19 protein-coding genes are annotated in these 21,090 nt (G+C 28.0%); 4 read left to right on the top strand and 15 right to left on the bottom strand.

Annotation, left to right across the window (positions count from 1 at the left end; translation table 11 throughout):
- From pglE to L8W69_RS02825, 10 genes are read right to left on the bottom strand one after another with little or no spacing between them, the layout of a single operon-like run.
- Positions 1 to 1,161 (bottom strand): UDP-N-acetylbacillosamine transaminase, encoded by a 1,161-nt coding sequence (gene pglE / locus L8W69_RS02780; protein ID WP_263666385.1) that lies wholly within the window; start codon positions 1,159 to 1,161, stop codon positions 1 to 3.
- A complete protein-coding gene (gene pglD / locus L8W69_RS02785; protein ID WP_263666386.1) occupies positions 1,158 to 1,754 on the bottom strand; it encodes a UDP-N-acetylbacillosamine N-acetyltransferase in 597 nt (198 codons plus the stop codon). Before pglD ends, pglE begins: the two co-directional genes overlap by 4 nt.
- The gene (gene pglC, locus L8W69_RS02790) at positions 1,741 to 2,343 is read right to left on the bottom strand and encodes an undecaprenyl phosphate N,N'-diacetylbacillosamine 1-phosphate transferase (protein ID WP_039626890.1); all 603 of its coding nucleotides are present in this window, start codon (positions 2,341 to 2,343) and stop codon (positions 1,741 to 1,743) included. Before pglC ends, pglD begins: the two co-directional genes overlap by 14 nt.
- Positions 2,336 to 3,463 (bottom strand): N,N'-diacetylbacillosaminyl-diphospho-undecaprenol alpha-1,3-N-acetylgalactosaminyltransferase, encoded by a 1,128-nt coding sequence (gene pglA / locus L8W69_RS02795; RefSeq protein ID WP_263666387.1) that lies wholly within the window; start codon positions 3,461 to 3,463, stop codon positions 2,336 to 2,338. Before pglA ends, pglC begins: the two co-directional genes overlap by 8 nt.
- Entirely contained in the window at positions 3,460 to 5,598 is a 2,139-nt protein-coding gene (locus L8W69_RS02800; RefSeq protein ID WP_263666388.1) for an STT3 domain-containing protein, read from the bottom strand. The genes pglA and L8W69_RS02800 overlap by 4 nt, the downstream gene beginning before the upstream one ends.
- Position 5,599: 1 nt before the next feature.
- Complete coding sequence (locus L8W69_RS02805; protein WP_263666389.1) at positions 5,600 to 6,700, bottom strand: glycosyltransferase; 1,101 nt, start codon at positions 6,698 to 6,700, stop codon at positions 5,600 to 5,602.
- A gap of 1 nt (position 6,701) precedes the next feature.
- Positions 6,702 to 7,766, bottom strand: a complete 1,065-nt coding sequence (locus L8W69_RS02810; RefSeq protein ID WP_263666390.1) for a glycosyltransferase — start codon at positions 7,764 to 7,766, stop codon at positions 6,702 to 6,704.
- Entirely contained in the window at positions 7,763 to 9,457 is a 1,695-nt protein-coding gene (locus L8W69_RS02815; RefSeq protein WP_263662223.1) for an ABC transporter ATP-binding protein, read from the bottom strand. The genes L8W69_RS02810 and L8W69_RS02815 overlap by 4 nt, the downstream gene beginning before the upstream one ends.
- Positions 9,451 to 10,437 carry a UDP-glucose 4-epimerase GalE gene (gene galE / locus L8W69_RS02820; protein WP_012661952.1) on the bottom strand — a complete coding sequence of 329 codons (987 nt, stop codon included), beginning with the start codon at positions 10,435 to 10,437 and terminating at the stop codon, positions 9,451 to 9,453. Before galE ends, L8W69_RS02815 begins: the two co-directional genes overlap by 7 nt.
- A gap of 58 nt (positions 10,438 to 10,495) precedes the next feature.
- Complete coding sequence (locus L8W69_RS02825; protein WP_263666391.1) at positions 10,496 to 11,275, bottom strand: 3'-5' exonuclease; 780 nt, start codon at positions 11,273 to 11,275, stop codon at positions 10,496 to 10,498.
- A gap of 66 nt (positions 11,276 to 11,341) precedes the next feature.
- Between L8W69_RS02825 and waaC the strand changes: the two genes are divergently transcribed.
- Genes waaC through L8W69_RS02845 form a run of 4 tightly spaced genes read left to right on the top strand, consistent with a single transcriptional unit; the run spans position 11,342 to position 15,838 of the window.
- Complete coding sequence (gene waaC, locus L8W69_RS02830) at positions 11,342 to 12,361, top strand: lipopolysaccharide heptosyltransferase I (RefSeq protein WP_214116235.1); 1,020 nt, start codon at positions 11,342 to 11,344, stop codon at positions 12,359 to 12,361.
- The gene (locus L8W69_RS02835; protein ID WP_263666392.1) at positions 12,358 to 13,230 is read left to right on the top strand and encodes a lipid A biosynthesis lauroyl acyltransferase; all 873 of its coding nucleotides are present in this window, start codon (positions 12,358 to 12,360) and stop codon (positions 13,228 to 13,230) included. The genes waaC and L8W69_RS02835 overlap by 4 nt, the downstream gene beginning before the upstream one ends.
- 8 nt (positions 13,231 to 13,238) lie before the next feature.
- A complete protein-coding gene (locus L8W69_RS02840; RefSeq protein WP_263666393.1) occupies positions 13,239 to 14,786 on the top strand; it encodes a glycosyltransferase family 2 protein in 1,548 nt (515 codons plus the stop codon).
- Entirely contained in the window at positions 14,783 to 15,838 is a 1,056-nt protein-coding gene (locus tag L8W69_RS02845) for a glycosyltransferase family 4 protein (RefSeq protein ID WP_263666394.1), read from the top strand. Before L8W69_RS02840 ends, L8W69_RS02845 begins: the two co-directional genes overlap by 4 nt.
- Here L8W69_RS02845 and L8W69_RS02850 read toward each other — a convergent pair.
- From L8W69_RS02850 to L8W69_RS02870, 5 genes are read right to left on the bottom strand one after another with little or no spacing between them, the layout of a single operon-like run.
- Entirely contained in the window at positions 15,827 to 17,032 is a 1,206-nt protein-coding gene (locus L8W69_RS02850; RefSeq protein ID WP_220567213.1) for a glycosyltransferase family 8 protein, read from the bottom strand. The genes L8W69_RS02845 and L8W69_RS02850 overlap by 12 nt on opposite strands.
- Complete coding sequence (locus L8W69_RS02855) at positions 17,013 to 17,972, bottom strand: glycosyltransferase family 2 protein (RefSeq protein WP_263666395.1); 960 nt, start codon at positions 17,970 to 17,972, stop codon at positions 17,013 to 17,015. Before L8W69_RS02855 ends, L8W69_RS02850 begins: the two co-directional genes overlap by 20 nt.
- Positions 17,969 to 19,171 (bottom strand): glycosyltransferase family 2 protein, encoded by a 1,203-nt coding sequence (locus L8W69_RS02860; protein WP_263666396.1) that lies wholly within the window; start codon positions 19,169 to 19,171, stop codon positions 17,969 to 17,971. The genes L8W69_RS02855 and L8W69_RS02860 overlap by 4 nt, the downstream gene beginning before the upstream one ends.
- Positions 19,168 to 20,121 carry a glycosyltransferase family 2 protein gene (locus L8W69_RS02865; protein ID WP_263666397.1) on the bottom strand — a complete coding sequence of 318 codons (954 nt, stop codon included), beginning with the start codon at positions 20,119 to 20,121 and terminating at the stop codon, positions 19,168 to 19,170. Before L8W69_RS02865 ends, L8W69_RS02860 begins: the two co-directional genes overlap by 4 nt.
- Entirely contained in the window at positions 20,118 to 20,855 is a 738-nt protein-coding gene (locus L8W69_RS02870; protein ID WP_263666398.1) for a sulfotransferase family protein, read from the bottom strand. The genes L8W69_RS02865 and L8W69_RS02870 overlap by 4 nt, the downstream gene beginning before the upstream one ends.
- Positions 20,856 to 21,090: the final 235 nt, after the last annotated feature.

A 21,090-nucleotide genomic window follows, 5' to 3' on the forward strand; every position in this document is an offset into this window, starting at 1 on the left:
TTAGTCCTTTAAGGTGTTTAAGATTAAAGTAGAAACTTCCTCTACATCAGCTTTGCTCATAGTAGTTGCACTTGGAAGGCAAATTCCATTACTAAAGAAAAACTCACTATTACCATTTAAGTAAGTATCGCAGCCTTTGTAAAGTTCTTGCAAATGCATTGGCTTCCAAAGTGGACGACTTTCGATTTTATTATCTTTTAAAACTTGTATGATTTTTAAAATTTTATCTTGAATTTGAACATTTTTATTTTCACATATACAATGTTTTTCATAAGTATTAAGTTTATTTAAATCAAAATCAAGTAAAGCAGTGCTTAACCAGCGATTTGACTTGGTATTTTCAAGCTCATCTAAAAAAGTAAAAGTTCCACTTAAAAATTCTTTATACCAGCTATAAATTTCACGCTTTTTACTCACTCTTTCTTCTAAAACTTCCATTTGAGCAGTACCGATTGCACCTAAGATATTGCTCATTCTATAATTATAGCCATATTCTTTATGCTCATAATGAAGGCAATTTTCTCTAGCTTGGGTACTGTAAAATCTTGCTTTTTCAAGATTAGCATGATTTTCACTCACAAGCATGCCACCACCACCTGTTGTGATGATTTTATTACCATTAAAAGAATATACTCCAAAATCCCCAAAAGTACCTAAGGCTTTATTTTTGTAAAAACTTCCCAAAGCTTCAGCAGCATCTTCAATTAAAAAAATCTCATTTTCTTTACAAATTTGGACGATCTCATCCATTTTAGAAGCATTACCATAAAGGTGTGTTAAAATAAGAGCTTTTGGCTTTTTAGGACTTTCTTTGATAGCTTTTTTTAATAAATTTACATCTAAATTATAAGTTTCATCACAATCAATAAATACAGGCGTAGCATTCATGTAAGAAATAGGTGCTACTGAAGCAATAAAGGTAAAACTTGAAGCTAGAACTATATCGCCTTCTTTGATGCCCAAAACTCTTAAAGCTAAATGAATAGCTGCAGTGGCTGCATTTAGAGCAAGTGTGTTAGAACTTTTTGTATAATCTTTAATACTTTGTTCTAAGGCATTAACAAATTCACCCAAAGGTGCTATATAATTACTTTCAAAAGCTTTGTGTATGTATTCTAATTCTTTTCCACTCATATGTGGTGCTGATAGAAAAAATCTCATTTTACCTCCTTTATTTTCTTAGCAGGAACTCCAGCATAAATACCTTTAGAAGTTAAGTTTTTAACTACAACTGCTCCTGCACCTAAAGTTATATCATCATTTAAACTTATACAAGGAATAACGCTTGAATTAACTCCCAAAAAACAACGCTTTCCTATTTTTACATTTCCTGTTAGTTTAGCCCCAACGCTAATATGGCTAAACTCATCTACAAAACACTCATGCTCAATCACACAAGCAGTATTTAAAATCACACCTTTTGCAATACTAGCTTTAGCATTAACTACGACATTTGACATGATTAAAATACCCTCATCATCTAAAAAAGCACTTGGGCTAATAATAGCACTTTTGTGTATCAAATTAACTAATCTAAACCCATCATCTTTTGCTTTTTTGAAAAGTTTTTCTCTAATAGAGTTTGCGCCAATAGCAATAAACATATCGTGTTTTTCTAAATTGGAGTGATATTTTAAGCCTTTATTATCATCCAAAAAGATGATTTTTTCATATCCTAAATTTCTAGCTACATCAGCACAGACTAAACCATGCCCACTAGAACCATATATATAAATACTTTTAGTTGTGTCCATTGAATTTATCCGTTGTAGCTACTCCTTCTTTATTAACCCCGCTTCTTTTTAAAACTTTAATAATGGTCATAAAAAAGATTTTAAGATCAAATAAAAAAGAGCAATTTTGCACATATTCTACATCATATTTAAATTTTTGCTCCCAAGAAATAGCATTGCGTCCATTAATCTGTGCCCAACCTGTAATGCCTGGTCTTACATCGTGGCGTTTTTTTTGCTCTTGATTGTATAAGGGCAAGTATTCTACAAGTAAAGGTCTTGGGCCTATGAAGCTCATATCGCCTTTTAATACATTAAAAAGCTGCGGTAATTCATCTAAACTCAAGCTTCTAACTAGCTTACCAAAAGGCTTTAAGCGTAATTCATCAGGAAGTAATTCTCCATTTTCATCGGTTTCATCACTCATAGTTTTAAATTTATAAATATAAAAAATTTTTTCATTTAATCCTGGTCTTGCTTGTTTAAAAAGCACACTTCCTTGAACGATTTTTAAAACAATACCTATAAGCACTATAAAGGGTAAAAAAATAATCAATAAAATCAAAGCCAAAAAAAAGTCAAAAACACGCTTTAAACCATTTTTATACATTTATAAAACCCCTATAAAAGTCAAGATATTTCAAAGCTATGATATTTTCATCATAATTTTGCGCTCTAAGAAAAGCATTTTGTGCTAAAGTATTTTTTAGTTTTTCATCTTCTAGTAAAACTGCGATTTTTTCAGCTAAATCCTTGCTATCTTTGCTTTTACAAATTAAACCGTCTATGGCATTATTCACTGCTTCAATGCAACCTTCAGCATCACTTACCACACATGCTTTTTTACAAGCTTGTGCTTCTAAAACCGTTCTTGGATAGCCTTCTTTATAGCTTGGTAAAACAAAAATATCGCATAAATTTAATAAATGTGCAATATCACTTCTTGCGCCAAGATAAAAAACATCATTTGAGTTTAAAAATTCTAATGGTGCACAAGATTTATTATCATCTCTTCCACCCACTAAAACAAAATTTGCCTTATCTTTTAAAATTTGGCTTACTTCATAAAATTCTTTAATTCCTTTATGCCAAAGTGCTCTTGAAATCATTAAAACGATAGGTTTATCAGGCATATTGTGTTCTTTTAAAAAAGCTTGTTTTTCTTCTGTGCTAATTTTTAAAGGTAAAAATTGTTTTAAATTTAGCCCTACGGATTTTATGATTTTGATTTTTTCTTCTTTTAAGCCTAAATTTTTCATAAATAAAGCATTGCTTTCATTGACAAAAATAAAACCATTTGCAAGTTTAAAAGAAATTTTATAAAGTAAATTAATGCTTATTCTTACTAATTTGCTTTTAAAATCATCATCTATGTAAAAACTTCCTAAGCCTTCAACCAAACCAAAAGTGTATTTAATGCCCGCCATTTTAGCTGCTATAATACCTGTTGTATTGCTTTTGTGAGCGCTTGTTTGTAAAAGATCTAAATTTAAACTTTTGAGTGTATTTTTTAAACTAAGTAGATTTTTAAAAACAATTAAAGGATTGACACTTGATCTAGCTAAATCATAAAAGCAAACCTTATAGCCTAGCTCTTGTAACTTAATAGCAAAATCATCTTTTGGAGTGATGATTATAACTTCATGATTATTTTTTTCTAAAGCTCTAATGAGTGCAAGACGAAAATAATACACACTCATTGCACTATGGGTTAAAATTCCTATTTTCATCTTTTTAGCCTATAAATTTTTGCTCTTGCATCATTAGTGACTTGCTCAAATAAATCTTGATCGTATTGATTTAATAAAAACATTTGTATGTAGGCACTATTATAAAGATTTTCATCTAAAATCACAAAGCTTTTATATTCTCTTAAAAAGAGTAAATAAATTTGAGCTTTTGAATCAATTTCATTGTAATAAAATTTGCCATTAGTGATGGATTCTATATCTACAAAAGCTTTTAAAGGTATAGTTGTACCTTCTAGTTTTAAAGCTCTAAAATCATTAATAATTTCTACTCCATTATCAAGCATAACAGAACCTGTTGTTTTATCTTGAGCTATGGCATTAGCTTGAGAGAAAAATAAACTTTTTTCTTGTTCTCCATTGTCAGGATTTGTATTTACAAATTGTGCTACCACAGGCATGATACGCAACATTCTATAAGGCATGTAAATATATACATCTCTTGTTTTATTGGTATCAAATTTAAAATTTTTATCATTTAAACTTTCTAAAAAATCTTTAGCACTTGTTTGGTTATAATCTTTTACCATAGCTTTTAAAACATCAGGATAATTTTCTTTGAAAGATTTTTCAGTGTATTCTACGCTAAGTCTTGCCATATTGGCTGCTGGAATTTGTTCTTTACTTAAGACAAAAGATGAGAAAAAATTATCTTTTCCTAGGTGTTTTCCACCATCAATTAAGGTTTTTACATCGCTATAATAGCGTATTGGATAACCATAATCCCACCAAGCAACGACATAATCTTCTCTTTGAGCTTTATTTTTTAAATCATTTAAAATACTAGCTTCATAAGAAGTAAAAACAGTAGAGGATTTATAATAATAAATATGCATTAGGGCAGGGCTTATGCTAAAAAATGTAATGAGCATGAGTAGGATATTTTTATTTCTTAGACTAAGTTTGATTTGTTTTTTTTCTAAAAAATTAAAAAAAGCATATAAAAAATACCCAAAACCCAAAGCCATCACAGGAACTGCATAAATGGTAAATCTAAGTCCAGCTCTTAAAGCCATAAAACCTAGTGCAAGCATAGGTAGAGCCAAAAGCATACTTTTGTGATCTTTGCAAAGTAAGATAAAACCTATAAAAGAAAGGATAAATACTAAAACACTAGAGCTAATTCTTTGCATAAATACTTCAGGATCGATAGTATTTACTTCCATAATAGTTTCATTAACATTAAAATACATAAAGGCAGCATCTTTTAAATTTTGCACATCAGAAGCTTTGAAAACATAAAATTTAAGTTGATATAAAACAGGATCTAAACCACCACTTAAATGTAATATCAAAATGCTAATAAAAATCAAAGCCCAAACCATATAAAAATTAATTTTTTCTTCTTTAAAGGCAAAAATAGCAAATAATAATACAATCAAAGCAAGTTTATATTGCCATGCTAGCATACTTAAAGCTATGATCATCAAAGCAATAGCTAGATAAAAAATCTTTTCTTTTCTATGAAATACTAAAGTATAAAGTCCAAAAAGTCCTATCATAGCAAAATTTAAAGAATAACTTGATGGATACCACCACAAATAAATCATGATGAAAACCGGACTTAAAAGTAGGGTAAAAATGTCTTTATTGATAGTTAAGCGTATAAAAGTAAGTAAAATAAGCATTGGTAAAACTAATACTAGCATATCTGTATCATAATACCCACTCATAGTGCGGTTATAATAACTATTTGCAATGCTTCCAAGCAAGGCTGCTATAAAGCCATATGTAGTGAGTTTATACTCTCTTGCGATTAATATAATAGGCACAACAATCAAAGAAGCAAAAAAAGTACTCATATATAAAATAATACTTTCAAAACTAAAAGGTAAAATATTATAAAGCCAGTAAGTCAAAGTAGAAAGTGAGCTTCCAAAATAAGATAAGTCATTAGGTTGATGAAAACCTGCTATCATATCCCTTGCACCTTCTGCAAAAGCATAGCCATCATTAGTAGTAATCATAAGTTGATCATTAAAGAAAAACTCATAAAACTCACTTGCCCAAGCCACCCAGTATAACCTACACAAAACACTAAAAGCAAAGGCTATAAGGATTAAAATACAGGTATATTTTATAGAATTATTATCAGTGAAATTTTGTTGCAGTTTCATTTTATGCCTTGTTGAAAAATTCAAATAATTGCTTTGCTATGCTAATTTTATCAAATTCTTTTGCACGCAAAAAAGCCTTTTGTCTATATGAAGCTTTTAATGCTTCATCATTGCACATTTTTTCTAAGCCTTCTTGCATGGCTTTTTCATCATCTACTTTTACTAAAAGTCCAAACTCATCATCTAAAAATAGCTCCCTTGCCCCACTTTTATGATCAGTGCAAAGTACGGCAGTATTACAAGCTAGGCATTCGATTAAAACATTGGAAAAACCTTCAAAACTTGAAGCAAAAGCAAAAAAGTCACATTTGCTCATGTATTTATAAGGATTTTTATCAAAACCTAGTAAAAAGACTTTATCTTTTAAATTTAAAGTTTCTATTAAAGTTAAAAGCTCATCTTTTAAAATGCCCTCGCCTAAAATGACTAATTTTAAATCAGTTTTAACTTTTGCATAAGCTCTTATAAGCATAGCATGATTTTTACCATGATCAAGCCTTCCAACACTTAATATAAAAGGATCTTTAAAGTCTATTTTTTCTTTAGATTTTTCTATGATGTTTTCTAAGTCTATGGCATTGTATAAAATATCGCATTTTTTAGCCTCTATATTGAAATTTTGTATTAAATCTTCTTTGTTTCCTATAGAATTTGCTAAGATTAAATCTGCTTTGTTATAAAGTTTTTTAATAAGAAATTTATTGATAAAAGAATTTAGATTATTATGTTTATAAATCACACTTGGAGTGGTGCATTCATTGATAATAAGGGTTGATTTAAGTCCTAGGGATTTTGCCATTAACGCAATATAATTAGGTCTATTTAATAATACAAATTGCAAGTTGATTTTTAAATCTTCACAAAGTTTTTTGTATTTTATAGCTAGCAAGGGTAGTTTTAAAAATTTAGCTAAGTTACTTTCACTTGGACTTGATTTTTCAAGGTAGTGGATATTAACTTCAGGAATATCATATGATATTTTATCATTCATTAAAATTAAATGTATTTCATATTTTAAATTTAACACAGGTAATAGCGTAGATACAACCCTTTCAGCGCCACCACTTCCTAAAGAATAAATAAAAATTGCTAGTTTTTTCATTTTAAACCCTTACTTCTTTGATTAAATCAAGCCATTTTTGTGCTACATTGGCCACTTCATAATCTTTACATCGTTGCTGTGCATTAAGCGCTAGTGTTTTTCTTAAATTTTCATCTTGCATTAAAAGTGCGAGTTTTTCGCTTAAAGCTTTTTCATCATCTAAATCTACTAAAAATCCATCTTTTCCATCATCAATTAAATCTTTATGACCGCTTGTGTATTTAGTGCTAATGCGCGCTACTTGATAATATAAACTTTCAAGTAAAACTGTTGGCAAGCCTTCTATGAAAGAGCAAAGGCAGATTATTTTTGCTTTTTTATAAAGCTCTTGCATATTTTCAACTTTACCTAGAAAATTAACTTTGATATTTAAATTCTTGGCTTCTTGTTCTAAATCTTGTCTTAATTCTCCATCGCCTGCTATGAAAAAGTTGTATTGTTTTTGTAAATTTGTATCTAGCCTTGCTATGGCTTTTAAAAACATAGAAGCATTTTTATTATGATCAAGTCTGCCTACGAAAATGACATTATTTTCTTTTTTTAAATTTTCTTTAATAGGGCTAAAATGACAAGGATTTGGCATATTGATAACTTTTTTAACAAAGTTTTCATAGTAATTTTTATCATCATTACTTAGCACGGTTAAAGCATTTGCATGAGGAAAACTTATACGGCGTAAAAACTTCCAAATTTTAGATTTTAAATAAGTATAAGAGCTATGTTCGCTAATGATTAAAGGTGTATTTAAACCTTTGTTTGCCCAAATGCAAGCAATATTAGTTGTATCTAAAAATGAGATAAAAACATCGCTTTTGTGGTCTTTAAGTGCTTGTTTTAAGGCTTTGAATTTTTTAATGCGTGAGGCTATTTTATTATAAAGAGTGGAAAAGTCAAACTGCTCTAGGGTAAAAAGTTTGATTTTTGGCTCAAGCTTGTAAAAAGAGTCTTCTTTGTGGAATTTAATAATATTTATTTCATGATTTTTACAAAGTTCATTAGCTAAAGTGACTAATACTCTTTCAGCACCGCCTGAATTTAAAGTAGCTATGATGAAAGTGATTTTCATACTTGTTCCTTTAAATGCCCATGTTTTACTTCAAATACTCTATCACAACCTTGTATGGTTGAGAGCCTATGGGCTATGATGATGAGAGTTTTGTCTTTTGAAATTTTATAGATTTCTTCCATGATTTTTGCTTCGCTTTCTTGATCAAGAGCGCTAGTTGCTTCATCTAAAACTAAAATTTCAGGTTGTTGATAAAGTGCTCTTGCTATGGCTATTCTTTGTCTTTGACCCCCGCTTAAAAACGAACCTGAATCACCTACCTTAGTATGCACTCCATCTTCAAGTGAATTTACAAAGCTTTCAAGATTAGCTTGTTTGATCACTTTGTGTAAAAGCGCTTCATCTACTTCTTCTCCAAAGCTAATATTTTTAGCAATAGAATCATTAAAAAGATAAATTTGTTGAGGTATGTAGCCAATTTTACTTCTAAAACTTTTTATATTGCTCTCATCAAGCTTAATTCCATCTACAAAAATAGCTCCATCGCTTGGTTTTAAAAGTCCTATGATAAGATCAACTAAAGTACTTTTACCACTTCCACTTTTACCTATAAAAGCGATTTTTTCATTTTTATTAAGCTCAAAATTTAAATTTTTAAATAAATTTTTCTTACCCTTATAAGCAAAGAAAAGATTTTTCAAAACGATTTTTTCTTTAAATTCAATACTTTCATCGCCTAGTTTTTCTTCTTTTTCATTGAGCATATTATAAATAATATCTAAAGAGTTTTTATAATATGTGATTTCATTATAACTTGTGATGATACGATTAGCACTTGGCATAAGCCTATAAAGAGCCACCACAAAAATAGTAATGGTTGCTAAGATAGATGAAATATCACTTTCATATCTTAAAACTAAATACACCACGATAAAACAAAGCATACAAAAACCTATACCTTCAAGGTAAATTCTAGGAATGCTTGACATGCTTTCATTGCTAATGTTTGCTTTGGCAAAAAGCCCACTTTGAATTTCATAAAGCTTTTGTGTGCTTTGTTCTTTGGTTTTGAGTTTGATGATTTTAAGGTTGTTTAAATTTGCATTTAAAATTTCAAAATAATTTTTCATCGCCTCTTCTCTAGCTATGGAAGCTTTTTTTACCAAGGGTGAGAGGATTTTAATCAAAATAAAAGCATTTAAAAGTAAAAAAGCACTTAAAGCTAGGGTGATTTTATAGTTGATAATTAGCAATAAAGTATAAAGTAAAAACACCACAAAGCTTTCACTTAGCATAAGTAAAAAAGCACTAATTAAAGTGCTTAAATGAAATACTTCTTGAGTGATGGTTTTTAAAAGTTCTGATTGATTTTTATTAGTAAAATTCTCATATTCAAGGTGTAAGTATTTATCAAAAATACGACAAGCAAGGCTGTGGTAACGCCCTTTAGAAAAACGCGCAAGTAAATGAAAATAAAAGGCATTTAAAAAGGCTCTAAAAATATAAAAGGCGATTAATATACAGCCAAAATAAGCAATAATCTTATAACTTGGTAAATTTAAATACTCATATACAGGTTGAAAATAGGAGCTTTTTTCTAAAAGCTCAAAATTACTCGCCACTGATACAAAAGGCATGATCAAAGAAATAGCAAAGCTTTCTATGAATCCTATAAAAATAGAAAAAATTAGCAAAGCAAATAAAAATTTCTTATCATGGGCATTGAGTATGAAAAAAAGTTTTTTTAACACTGTTTTTCCCACTCATAAGCACTTTTACAGATTAATTCTAAATTATCATATTTTGGTTTCCAATTAGTTAGGGTTTTGATTTTATCAGCATTTGAAATAAGCACAGAAGGATCCCCAGCTCTTTTTGGTGCAAGTTCTACTGTGAAATCCACCCCGCTTACTTTTTTCATAGTTTCAATAACTTCTTTTACGCTAAAGCCATGTCCATAGCCTACATTGAAAATATTACTTTCATTGTTTTCTAGGTATTCTAAAGCAGCTAAATGTGCACTTGAAATATCATCAACATGGATAAAATCTCTAATACAAGTACCATCTTTAGTATTATAATCATCGCCAAAAATATAAAGCTTTTCTCTTTTTCCTGTGGCTACTTCAGCAGCAACCTTGATAAGTAAAGTAGCTTTTGGATAGCGTTGACCTATAGGATAACTCATGCAAGCACCTGCTACATTGAAGTATCTTAAAATGCAATATTTAAATTCAGGATTTGCCATATTAGCATCTTGTAGGACTTTTTCGCTCATTAGTTTGCTTTGTCCATAAGGATTAATCGGTGCTAATGGACTTTGCTCATCTACGATAGGAGTTTGTGGCTCTCCATAAGTAGCTGCGGTTGAAGAAAAAATGAATTTTTTCACACCTGTTTCTAAACAAGTTTGGATTAAGTTGCTTGTGTTTGCGGTATTGTTCATATAGTATTTTAAAGGATTTTCCATACTTTCAGGAACTTCAATGCTAGCTGCAAAATGCACAATCGCATCAAATTTTTCCTCTTTGAAAAGTTTTTTAATCCCAGCATAATCGCTTAAATCTTGCTCAAAAAACTTAAAAGGTCTGATTTTAGAAAGTTCATCCAAACTTTTTTTGCTACCTTTTGAAAGATTATCCAATACACAAATTTCATGATTTGTTTCTAAAAATTGTTTTAAAGTATGAGAGCCTATGTATCCTGCGCCACCGGTGATTAAAATTTTCATTTTTATCCTTTTTGTGATATTTAATAATAGTTATTTTAATATACTTTTCTTAATTAATTTAAAACTTGCTCTTTTCTTTTTCTATGGCCTTTAAAAATGGCTTTTGATAGTTTTTATCGCTATGTTTTTGCAAAAGTTCTTCTTTGAAATTTTCTAAAATATTAAGATAATCTTCTTGGGTTAAATTACCTTTAATGAGTTCGTATTTTAAAAATAGCATATAGGTATTTAACACATCACTTTCGCAGTATTCGTGAATTTTTTCTAATTTGTTTTGATAAAAAAGTTCTAATACTTCATTTCCATGCACATCATATTTTCCAGGAAGTCCTGCCATAGCACAAAGCGTGTCAAGTCTTAAGCCTTTTTGACCAAAACTTCCTAAAGATTCTAATAAATCACAATGTTTATTTTCTACAAATTTGCTTTTGTAGTTATTCCATTTATCGCTTGCGTCCAAATAAGCACTTGCGTTGATATTGTATTTTAATGCTCTTATAACAAGCAAAGGCATGTCATAGCTTTTACCATTAAAACTTACAAGGCGGGGTTGGTGTTTGTCTATGAAGTTAAAAAACTCTTCTAGCATTTGTTTTTCGTTTGCGCCTTTGATTTTATTGACTTTGATGAAATTTCCAAATTTATCTGCAATCACTGCACAAATGCTTACAACTTTATGAAAAGGCAGGGGTAAAAATTCACTTCCGCTTTCTTCTTTTTGTCTTTCTAAAGCTTGCTTGCTAATGCTTAAATCATCGCCATTAAAATCATAAAGATGTTTTATCAATTCTACATCAGGAATGCTCTCACAATCAAAAACGCAAATATATTCTTGCATGATAAACCTTTTTTTAAAAAAATCTTTGTTAAAATCATAACAGAAAATTTAAAAATAAAGTAGCATATGAAAATAGGTTTGGTTAAATTATCCGCACTTGGAGATATCATCCATGCAGTAATTGTTTTACAATTTATTAAAAAGCATTATCCTAAGGCGAGTATTGATTGGTTTGTAGATGCAAGATTTGCAGGATTATTGCAAGATCATCCAATGATCAATGAAGTATATGCCTTGCCTTTAAAAGATAGAAAATTCAAAGAAGTTTTTGCTATGCTTTTTGAAGCTAGGCAAAATAAATATGATGTTGTGATTGATTTGCAAGGTTTGATTAAATCTGCTTTAGTGAGTAAATTTTTATGTGCTAATACCTTTGGTTTTGATCAAGAAAGCATAAAAGAGAGCTTTGCGAGCAATTTTTATACGCATAAATTTGCGTGTAATTATGAAGAAAATATTATCGTGCGTAATCTTTCTTTGGTAGCTTATGTATTAAATGAGCATTTTGATCATAGCGATATAGAGTTAAAACAAAGTTGTTTTAGCGTAGATGATGAGTTAAAAGAAAGCTTAGAACAAAGGCTTTCTTTAAGTGAAAGTGCGCCAAATATACTCATACATGTAGGCTCATCTATGCCTAATAAAATTTACCCAAAAGAGCGTTTGATACTACTTTGTAGAATGCTTTTAGAGTATTTTACTAGTGCAAAAATCATGCTTGGTTGGGGCAATGTTAATGAGTTTAATTTTGCTAAAGATATAGTTTTAAATTTAAAGCATTTGAAAATAGAACTTGCGCCAAAATTAAGCTTAAGTGAGCTTTGTGCTTTAACTAAGGCAAGTGATTTGATTATCGGAAATGATAGTGGGCCTACTCATTTGGCCTTTGCACTAAACAAGCCTTCTATAACGATTTTTGGTGCTACTCCTAGTCAAAGAAATACCTATGAAACAAATATCAACAAAACAATCAATGCAGGTAAAAAAATACTGCATTCAAAACATATAGATAAGAGTGATTTTTGCATACAAAATATCGATGAAAAAGATATTTTTAAACTTGCTTGTGAGCTTTTAGAAAAATGATAAATTATGTATATCTAAGCCTTTTTTATATACTAAAAGCTCTTGTGAAGATTTTACCTTCAAAGCTTTTAAACTCTTTTGCAAATTTGGTTGCTTTAATCACTTATAGGCTTAATCACAAACACCGCAAAATCATTGACACAAACTTAAAAATTTGCTTTCCTGAAAAAGATCAAAAATGGCGTGATGAAACTAGTCTTAATATCTATAAAAATTTTGCTAAATTTGGGATTGATTTTATCAAAAATCAAAATGCAAGCAAAGAGGAAATCATCAATAAAATTTGCTTTGATGATGAGGAGCAAATTTTAAATATAATGCAAAGTAAAAGACCCTTGATCGTAATTACGGCTCATTATGGTAACTGGGAGCTTTTGGCTTTGTCTTTTGGAGCTAAATTTCAAGGAATTTCCATAGTTGGAAGAGCACTTGATAGCGTGATAATGGATAAAATTTTAAGCAAAAATCGCACGCAGTTTAACATAGAGCTTATAGAAAAAAAAGGCGGACTTAAAAAAATGCTAAAAGCCTTAAAAGAAGGCAAGTCTCTTGGAATTTTAACTGATCAAGATGCAGTAGATAGTGAAAGTATAAAAATACAGTATTTTGATCAAGAGGTAAATTTCATAGCAGGTGCAAGCGTGCTTGCAAAAAAAACAAATGCTATGATTTTGCCTTGTTTTGTGTATCAAAAAGATGAAAAATTTTTTGTAAAAACTTTTAAGGCCTTAGATGCAAGTAAGGCAAGTGTAGAAGAGCTTACCAAATACCAAGCAAAATGTTGCGAAGAGATGATTAAATTTAAACCTGATGAGTATTTTTTCTTTCATAAGAGGTTTAAAAGATACAATCATGAGTTGTATTTGTAGGATTTAAAATGGATTTAAAGCAAATTAGTGTGATAATGATGGTTAAAAATGCCCAAAAAACTTTAAAAGCTTGCTTGGAGTCTTTGCAAGAATTTGGCGAGATCGTTTTGATAGAAAATGGTAGCAATGATGATACTTTGAAAATTGCTTATGAATTTAGTAAAGGTTATAAAAATATCAAGATTTATCAGCATGAATTTATAGGTTTTGGACCTTTGAAAAATTTAGCTATAAGTTATGCTAGTAATGATTGGATTTTTAATATTGATGCAGATGAGCTTGCTAAGAAAGAATTTTTACAAGAACTAAAGCAAATTGAGCCTAATAAAGAAGATATCATAGCCTTACCAAGAGAAAATTTATACAATGGAGAGTGGATTAAAGCTTGTGGGTGGTGGCCTGATCATGTAATGCGTGTGTTTAATAAAACTCATACTAGTTTTAATGAAAATTTGGTGCATGAGAGTTTGATTTTGCACGAAGACAGTAAAAAGATTAAACTGCAAAATGGTTTGAGGCATTTTGCTTTTGATGATATCGATGGATTGTTAGATAAACTTCAAAAATACTCCAAACTTTGGGCTTTGCAAAATTTACATAAAGAAAGTAGTGTTTGTAAAGCTTTGCTAAGAGGAATTTGGACTTTTTTTAGAAATTATGCTTTAAAAAAGGGAATTTTTTATGGTTATAAAGGCTTTATCATAAGTACTTGTAATGGTCTTGGAGCTTTTTTTAAATATATGAAATTGCATGAGTTAAAAAAACAAAAGCCAAAAACTTGTGCTTTAATCATCACAACTTATAATCAAAAAGAAAGGCTTGCTTTGGTGCTTGATAGCGTTAAAAACTTAGAGCCTTTACCAGATGAGGTTTTAATAGCTGATGATGGAAGCAGGGAAGATACGGCTAAACTTATACAAGCTTATCAGAAAGATTTTCCATGTAAGTTAGAGCATATTTGGCAAAAAGATGAGGGATTTCGTGCTGCGGCAAGTCGCAATAAGGCAATTAATGCTTCTAATAGCGAATATATTGTTTTAATTGATGGTGATATGATTTTAGAAAAAAACTTCATTAGCGATCATTTAAAATTTGCTAGTTTAAAGACTATCTTGCAAGGTTCAAGAACTATTTTAAATGAAAAAGAAAGCAAAGAACTTTTAAGCAAAAATGATTTTAGTTTGGCATTTGACAAAAAAGGTTTTAAAAATCAAAGAAATATTTTTTTAGCTAAATGTATATATAAATTTTCAAAACTAACTAAGAATTTTTTTAAAAAATCACAACTTGTTAAAGGTAGTAAAACTTGTAATATGAGCTTTTATAAAAGTGATTTTGAAGCCATTGAGGGATTTAATGAAAAATTTATAGGTTGGGGTAGGGAAGATAGTGAGTTTGTAGCTAGATTTTTATTTAATAATGGAGTGTTTAAAAGGCTTAAATTTAATGCCCTAGCTTATCATATTTACCATGAAGAAAATAGTAAAAATATGCTTGTAATCAATCATCAAATTTATCTTGAAACTATAAAAAATAAAAAAGTGACTTGGAAATGAAAATTTTATTACTTATCGGGGATATCACTATAGGAGGTGGTGCCGAAAGGGTTGTTGTAAATTTAGCAAATGCACTTTTTGAGCTTGGGTATGATGTAAAAATTTTTAGTTTTTATAAACAAGGAGTTGATGTAGCTTATGAATTAAATAACAATATTAAAATAGATTACTTGCATAGTAAATCAAGAGCTGATGTAAAAAAAGAAAAATTATTTTATAAGTTATATTATAAGTATTATGAGAGTTTTTTGTTAAAACAAAGATATAAAGATGTTGATGTGATGATTTTTAATAATTGCCCTCATTTTCCTTTATTTAAAAATAAGAATACAAAATATATTAATTTTATTCATAATCATTTTAAAAAATATCGATTTAAAAATAATTATTTTGATGCTTTAGTGGTATTATCAGCCAAGCAAATTAATCAGTGGAGAAAATATCATAAGAATGTTTGGGTTATACCAAATTTTTTGCCTTATTTGTCTGATATAAATTCTACTTTAAGTCAAAAAAATATTTTAAGCATAGGCCGTATGACAGCAAATGATGAAAAAGGGTTTTTAAGACTTATTGAAATTTGGAAGCTTGTGCAAAAAAATGTAAAATACAAAGAATGGACTTTAACTATAGTTGGAGAAGGTGAGTTTAAAAATACTATAGAAAATAAAATAAAAGAAAATAATTTAGAAAATTCAATTATCTTAAAACCTTTTACTAAAGACATAGAAAAAGAATATTTAAATGCTAGCGTTTATGTAATGACAAGCAAATGGGAAGGTTTTGGAATGGTTTTAATAGAAAGTGCAAATTATCAAATTCCTAGCATTGCCTTTGACATAAATACAGGACCAAGTGATATTATAGAAAATGGTAAAAGTGGATATTTAATCGAGGATAGTAATTTGCAAGAATTTGCAAATAAGCTTTGTTTACTTATGGATGATGAAAATTTAAGAAAACAAATGGGACAAAGTGCAAAAGAAAATATTTCTTATAACTTCTCTAAAGAAAAAGTTATGCAAAAATGGCAAGAGTTGTTAAACTCTTGATTTGTTTGCGTATTTTTTAAAATTTTTGAGCATTTTGATAGCTTTTAAAAAAACACTGAAAGTGTTTTTTTGGTTTTTTCTTGCATATAAAATACTTTCTCCGAGCATGCAACAAAGTCCAAAAATATCATCATTAATCTTTTGTGATTTTTCTAAAAAATACTCATCTTGCTTGGTATTATGTATTAAAGATGATATTTTTGCAAAATTAAAACTTTTTATAGCTTTTAAAAGCTCAAATCCCAAAGCACTATAAAGCAAATAATCTTTAATGTTTGCTTTTTGTTCAAGTAATTCTTCATTAAAAATAGGTGTTTTTTCTGCTATTTGCCACCAATAATCATTTATATTTTTACCTTGCAAATCTGTGTATGATTTTAAAAATTTCCAAGGTTTTTCTCCATAATGTAAAATTTTAGGTGTTTTTGCACTTTTGGTAAATTCATCTCTTGTGTAGTTAAGTCTATTTGCTTGTTCATCTTTACATATAGCATAAAAAAGAGTAATGATATTGAAATTATATGAAAAATTAAGCTTTAGCTGATATTGTGGTTTTATGGTGGCATTAAGTAAGTCTTGATCTGCGGCTTTTATGTAGTAGCATTTGCTAGCTAAATCCTCGCATTTTTGTTCTATATTGTGTTTTTTCCATTCTTTTAGATTGATAAGTAAAAAACCTGAATTAAAATAATTTTCATCAAAATGCAAAGTGTGTTTTTGGTTATTTTCTTTAAATTTTATTTTTGTACGTTTGGAGCCAGGATCGCCTACAACACCGGCTATTTTTCCTTCTAAGTTGATAGTAAAAATTTCTCTTATATCACACAAACATAGCATATCAGAATCTAAATATAAACAAGTATTTATTTCATCATCTAATATAGAATTTAATTTTAATCTATAATAAGGAAGTTTTGAGCTATGAGCAGCTCCACTGATAGGATAATGTTTAAAATTATCATCGTTTTGAATATGAATTTGTATTTTACATGGGAAAGTTAAATTAAGTTCTTGTTCTAATTTTTGAAGTTTATTTTTAGTATGATTGCTAATAGAATTACTTAAAATATGAAAATAATATATTTCGTTTTCTTGATAAAATTTATTTTTATCTGTATTTTTAATAATACTTGTAATCAAAACAGCTGTGTATTTAATATAATTTTCATCTGCACTAAAAACAATGTGATACATTTGCTTCCTTTAGGATATTTTTAGCATTTTTTATTCGGATATTTTTTTTAATTTTAATTTTTTTTCTTTGTATTTTAAGGAAAATTTTTTCAAAAAAATTTTTATTTGTGTATTTATATGTTAAATCTATTTTATGGATGTTTAGATCGTATATAGCGATTTTAAAAATCAGTGAATGAAGTTTATTTGTTTGATTTTGAGTAAGACTTGAAATTTTTTCTGAAACAAAAGATAAGTCATGGATATAAGATTTAATTTTATTAAGATCTTTTTTTTCCCTAGTTGATGAATTTTCATTTGAAATATTATAATTATATAAATATTGTTTTGTGATACCAATTGCATTTATAAATTTTAGGCTATGTAAAACCAATAAAAAATCTTCAGCCATAGTATTTTTTTCATTTGGTTGAAGACTAATTGTATTAAAAGCTTTAAGATATAACTCTTTTTTCAATATTTTATTGAAAATATTCCAACTAAATTTAGGATACCTTGAAAATAAAAAATAGCAAAAATTTTCATTATTATAAAATGCACTTTCAAAAAAATTCCATTCTTTTTTATAATCATCACATTCGTAATAATTGAAACATATTAAATCAACTTTTTGTTTATCTAAAATTTTAACACATTCTTCACAAGCATTAAGCTCTAAATAATCATCAGGATCTAAAAACATAATATAAGGTGAAGCTGCTACTTTAACACCTTCATATCTTGCTCTTAAAAGTTTCAAATTCTCTTCATTATGTATGATTTTTATTCTATCATCTTTACTAGCATATTCTTTAGCTATATCTATACTTTTATCATTACCGCAATCATCTACTATAATGATTTCTATATCTTTAAAAGTTTGGTTTATACAACTTTCTAATGCTCTAGCAATATATTTTTCTACATTATATGTTGGTAGTATGATGGAAATTTGACTCATGTTCTATCCTGAAAAATTTTTTTAGGATGACGAATAATTATTTTGAATTTCAGGTATTTTTTATAAATTTCAATATTTTTTTTAAAAAAAATAATTTCTTTTTTGATTTTTAGAGGATCTTTAGCTATTTGCATATTAAAATAATACATACAATAATCTTTGATGCTTTTTTTAAAAAAATCATTTTTAATATCAATATTAAAAATATATAATTGTTTCGCTATTTTAACAAGACAATAAATTCTAAAATATTCTCTAAGCTCTTTATAATCACTAAAATGCTCTTTTAGTGGCTCTAGATATTTAGGTAATTTTTGCGGTATTAAAGTATTTTGGATATTTGTTATGGAGCCTTTTCTAATTCTATATATCATTAAGGTTGTATTGATATAAAAAACTTTTTTTGCCAAGCAAAACAATATAGTTCCAAAATCATGATCTTCATGATAAATTCCATGTGTGAAACGAAGATTATATTGATTTAAAATTTTAGCTTTAAAAGTTCCTTGCCAAGCAAAATAAAACTGAAAAAAGTTATTTTCTTGCAATAGCTCTATACCGGTATTAAAAAATATTTTTTTACTTTTTTGTATTAGGTCTGTTGGCGGTTTTTTTAAAAAACAAGAATTTTCTTCATGATATTCTTCAAACCCATGCGCACAAATATCCAAATCTTTTTCAATCATTTCTTTCACGCAAAGCTCTATACAATCATTTAAAAAATAATCATCTGAATCTAAAAAGTGAATTATAGAATTTGGCAACTCTTGCACTAATAAATCATTTATATTTTCTATATTTGTTTTTATGTATCTTTTTTGAATTTGTATAAAATTTGATTTTATAGTTTCTTTGTTGATTATTTTTGTATTTTTGTCAAAGGTATGAGTTGAGGCAAAAGAGATTATATCTTGTTCTTTATCATCTTCAAAAAAGCTTCTAAGTTTAGTTCCTTTTATAAATTCTAATCCCATATTTCTTGCCGAACTCAATCCTCCATTTTCCTTAGAGATTAAAAATATTCTTTCATCTTTATTGAGATATTCTAAAGCTATATCTAAGCTTCCATCATCACTTCCATCATCTACTAAAACAATATCTAAATGTTTATAGCTTTGATTGACAACGCTATCTAGACATTCTTTTAAATAAGGTACCACATTGTATATTGGTATGATGATGGAAAGTGTTGTTTTCATTGATAAAACTTTTTATTAAAGATAAATTTTAGATATTTTTTTAAGAGTATAATTCTTTTTCTATTTATTTTTAAGGGTAATTTGAAGCATACTAAGTAGGTTAGATAATTTTTTTTATATAGTTGTATTTTTCTTTCGTTTTGTCCAAATTTGATATTCTGTATTAGAATAGTAAGGAAAATACATAAAAGAGTGTCGAGCTTATTGTTTTTTAGATAATTGTTCATTATTTTTATGATTTGTGTTTCTTGTTTTATATAGTTTTGAATTCTTTCTTTATTATTTGTTAGCATGGAACCTGTGCTGTTTTGATAATAATAATATATATTAAGAGAGCTTGTTTGGATGTTTTTACAATGTTGTATGATAAAAAAATACATTAAAGCATCTTCTGCCATGGTTAATTTTGTTTTAATATATTCTAAAAGAGTCATTGCTTTTGTGTAGATTTCTTTTTTTATTATTTTTGAGCAAAGAGTCCAATAGCATAAACCGTCGTGTGATATTACATATCGACAGTATTCATTAATAGAAAAAATATTATCTTGTAAGATTTTATTTTTTACTACAGTGTTATTGGAACGATATAAAAAATCAAACCATATTAAATCTATTTTACCATTTTTGTTTAAAATTTTAATACATTCTTCACAAGCATTAAGCTCTAAATAATCATCAGGATCTAAAAACATTATATAGGGTGAGCTTGAATTTAATACACCTATATTTCTACTAGCAAAAGTTCCTAAATTCTCTTCATTGTGTATGATTTTTATCCTATCATCTTTACTAGCATATTCTTTAGCTATATCTATACTTTTATCATTGCCAAGGTCATCTACCACAATGATTTCTATATCTTTAAAAGTTTGTTTAATACAACTTTCTAATGCTCTAGCAATATATTTTTCTACATTATAAGTTGGTAGTATGATGGAAATTTGACTCATGTTCTATCCTGAAAAATTTTTTTAGGATGATGAAAGTAAAATTTTAAATTATGGCATATTTTTTTTAGGAATAATTGAACTTTAAAGAAAAAAGAAAAATCTTCTTTTATTTTTTCTTCTTCAGAGTTATAATTAAATAATTTATAATCGTAGTGATAAAGCTTGTAGACAATTTTATAAGTTGTCTTGTTGTAATATGATAAATAATGTCGATGGCTACTTGGATTGGATATTGTTAATGTTCTTTTTATGTTTAATTTTGATAAAACAAATTGAAAATCATTGTGAATATTTTCTACTTTTCCTATAAAATCGACCAATATATTTTTTTGATTATCGCAAAGAAAACAATATTGAGGGATAAAATGAATCCAATTAAAAATTTTATTTCTAATTTTTATATTTTCTAGATCTAAAACAAACTGCTCAAATGAGCTGTATTTTCGCATATGTTCTTGTGACCATTGCAAATCTTCTATGTTACCACCTCCTTTTTTAAGATAGAAAAAAGCAGAAACAAGTCTATCATGTGGATTTCTTACAAATCCAAATGAAAAAATATTTTTAAATTCTTTGGGATCACTTTGTATGTAATCTTGAGCTTTAATGTGTCCACTAAGCCATTTATCTGTTTGAAAAATAGCTTTTTCTATGCTTGTTCCTGCTGTTTTTGGTATATGTATAAAAATGCATTTTTGTTTTCTTTGAAAGTCTTTTATTAGATTATTATCCAAAAATCTCCTTTTATTTTTTAAAGATTTTTATATTAACTTAAAAAACAAATAAAATTTATTTATGTATTTTATTAATTATGTTTGTAATTTTGCCATAAAATTTCTTTATTTTTGTTTTCATATCAATATTTTTAATTTTCTCAAACCTAAGCTCGTATGTATTAAGCTTTAAATAATCACAGAATCTAAAAAAATGAATAATATCATCAGGTAAATCTTGAATGATAAAATCATT

The organism is Campylobacter sp. CNRCH_2016_3089, from assembly GCF_025772505.1.
Taxonomy (GTDB): domain Bacteria; phylum Campylobacterota; class Campylobacteria; order Campylobacterales; family Campylobacteraceae; genus Campylobacter_D; species Campylobacter_D lari_D.

Coding starts and splice junctions, on each gene's coding strand:
- pglC (WP_039626890.1), bottom strand. CDS start 2,343: ATGTATAAAAATGGTTTAAAGCGTGTTTTTGACTTTTTTTTGGCTTTG.
- galE (WP_012661952.1), bottom strand. CDS start 10,437: ATGAAAATTTTAATCACCGGTGGCGCAGGATACATAGGCTCTCATACT.
- L8W69_RS02855 (WP_263666395.1), bottom strand. CDS start 17,972: ATGAGTCAAATTTCCATCATACTACCAACATATAATGTAGAAAAATAT.
- L8W69_RS02825 (WP_263666391.1), bottom strand. CDS start 11,275: ATGCAAGAATATATTTGCGTTTTTGATTGTGAGAGCATTCCTGATGTA.
- L8W69_RS02835 (WP_263666392.1), top strand. CDS start 12,358: ATGATAAATTATGTATATCTAAGCCTTTTTTATATACTAAAAGCTCTT.
- pglE (WP_263666385.1), bottom strand. CDS start 1,161: ATGAGATTTTTTCTATCAGCACCACATATGAGTGGAAAAGAATTAGAA.
- L8W69_RS02860 (WP_263666396.1), bottom strand. CDS start 19,171: ATGAAAACAACACTTTCCATCATCATACCAATATACAATGTGGTACCT.
- L8W69_RS02810 (WP_263666390.1), bottom strand. CDS start 7,766: ATGAAAATCACTTTCATCATAGCTACTTTAAATTCAGGCGGTGCTGAA.
- L8W69_RS02865 (WP_263666397.1), bottom strand. CDS start 20,121: ATGAGTCAAATTTCCATCATACTACCAACTTATAATGTAGAAAAATAT.
- L8W69_RS02805 (WP_263666389.1), bottom strand. CDS start 6,700: ATGAAAAAACTAGCAATTTTTATTTATTCTTTAGGAAGTGGTGGCGCT.
- L8W69_RS02800 (WP_263666388.1), bottom strand. CDS start 5,598: ATGAAACTGCAACAAAATTTCACTGATAATAATTCTATAAAATATACC.
- pglA (WP_263666387.1), bottom strand. CDS start 3,463: ATGAAAATAGGAATTTTAACCCATAGTGCAATGAGTGTGTATTATTTT.
- L8W69_RS02845 (WP_263666394.1), top strand. CDS start 14,783: ATGAAAATTTTATTACTTATCGGGGATATCACTATAGGAGGTGGTGCC.
- L8W69_RS02850 (WP_220567213.1), bottom strand. CDS start 17,032: ATGTATCACATTGTTTTTAGTGCAGATGAAAATTATATTAAATACACA.
- pglD (WP_263666386.1), bottom strand. CDS start 1,754: ATGGACACAACTAAAAGTATTTATATATATGGTTCTAGTGGGCATGGT.
- waaC (WP_214116235.1), top strand. CDS start 11,342: ATGAAAATAGGTTTGGTTAAATTATCCGCACTTGGAGATATCATCCAT.
- L8W69_RS02840 (WP_263666393.1), top strand. CDS start 13,239: ATGGATTTAAAGCAAATTAGTGTGATAATGATGGTTAAAAATGCCCAA.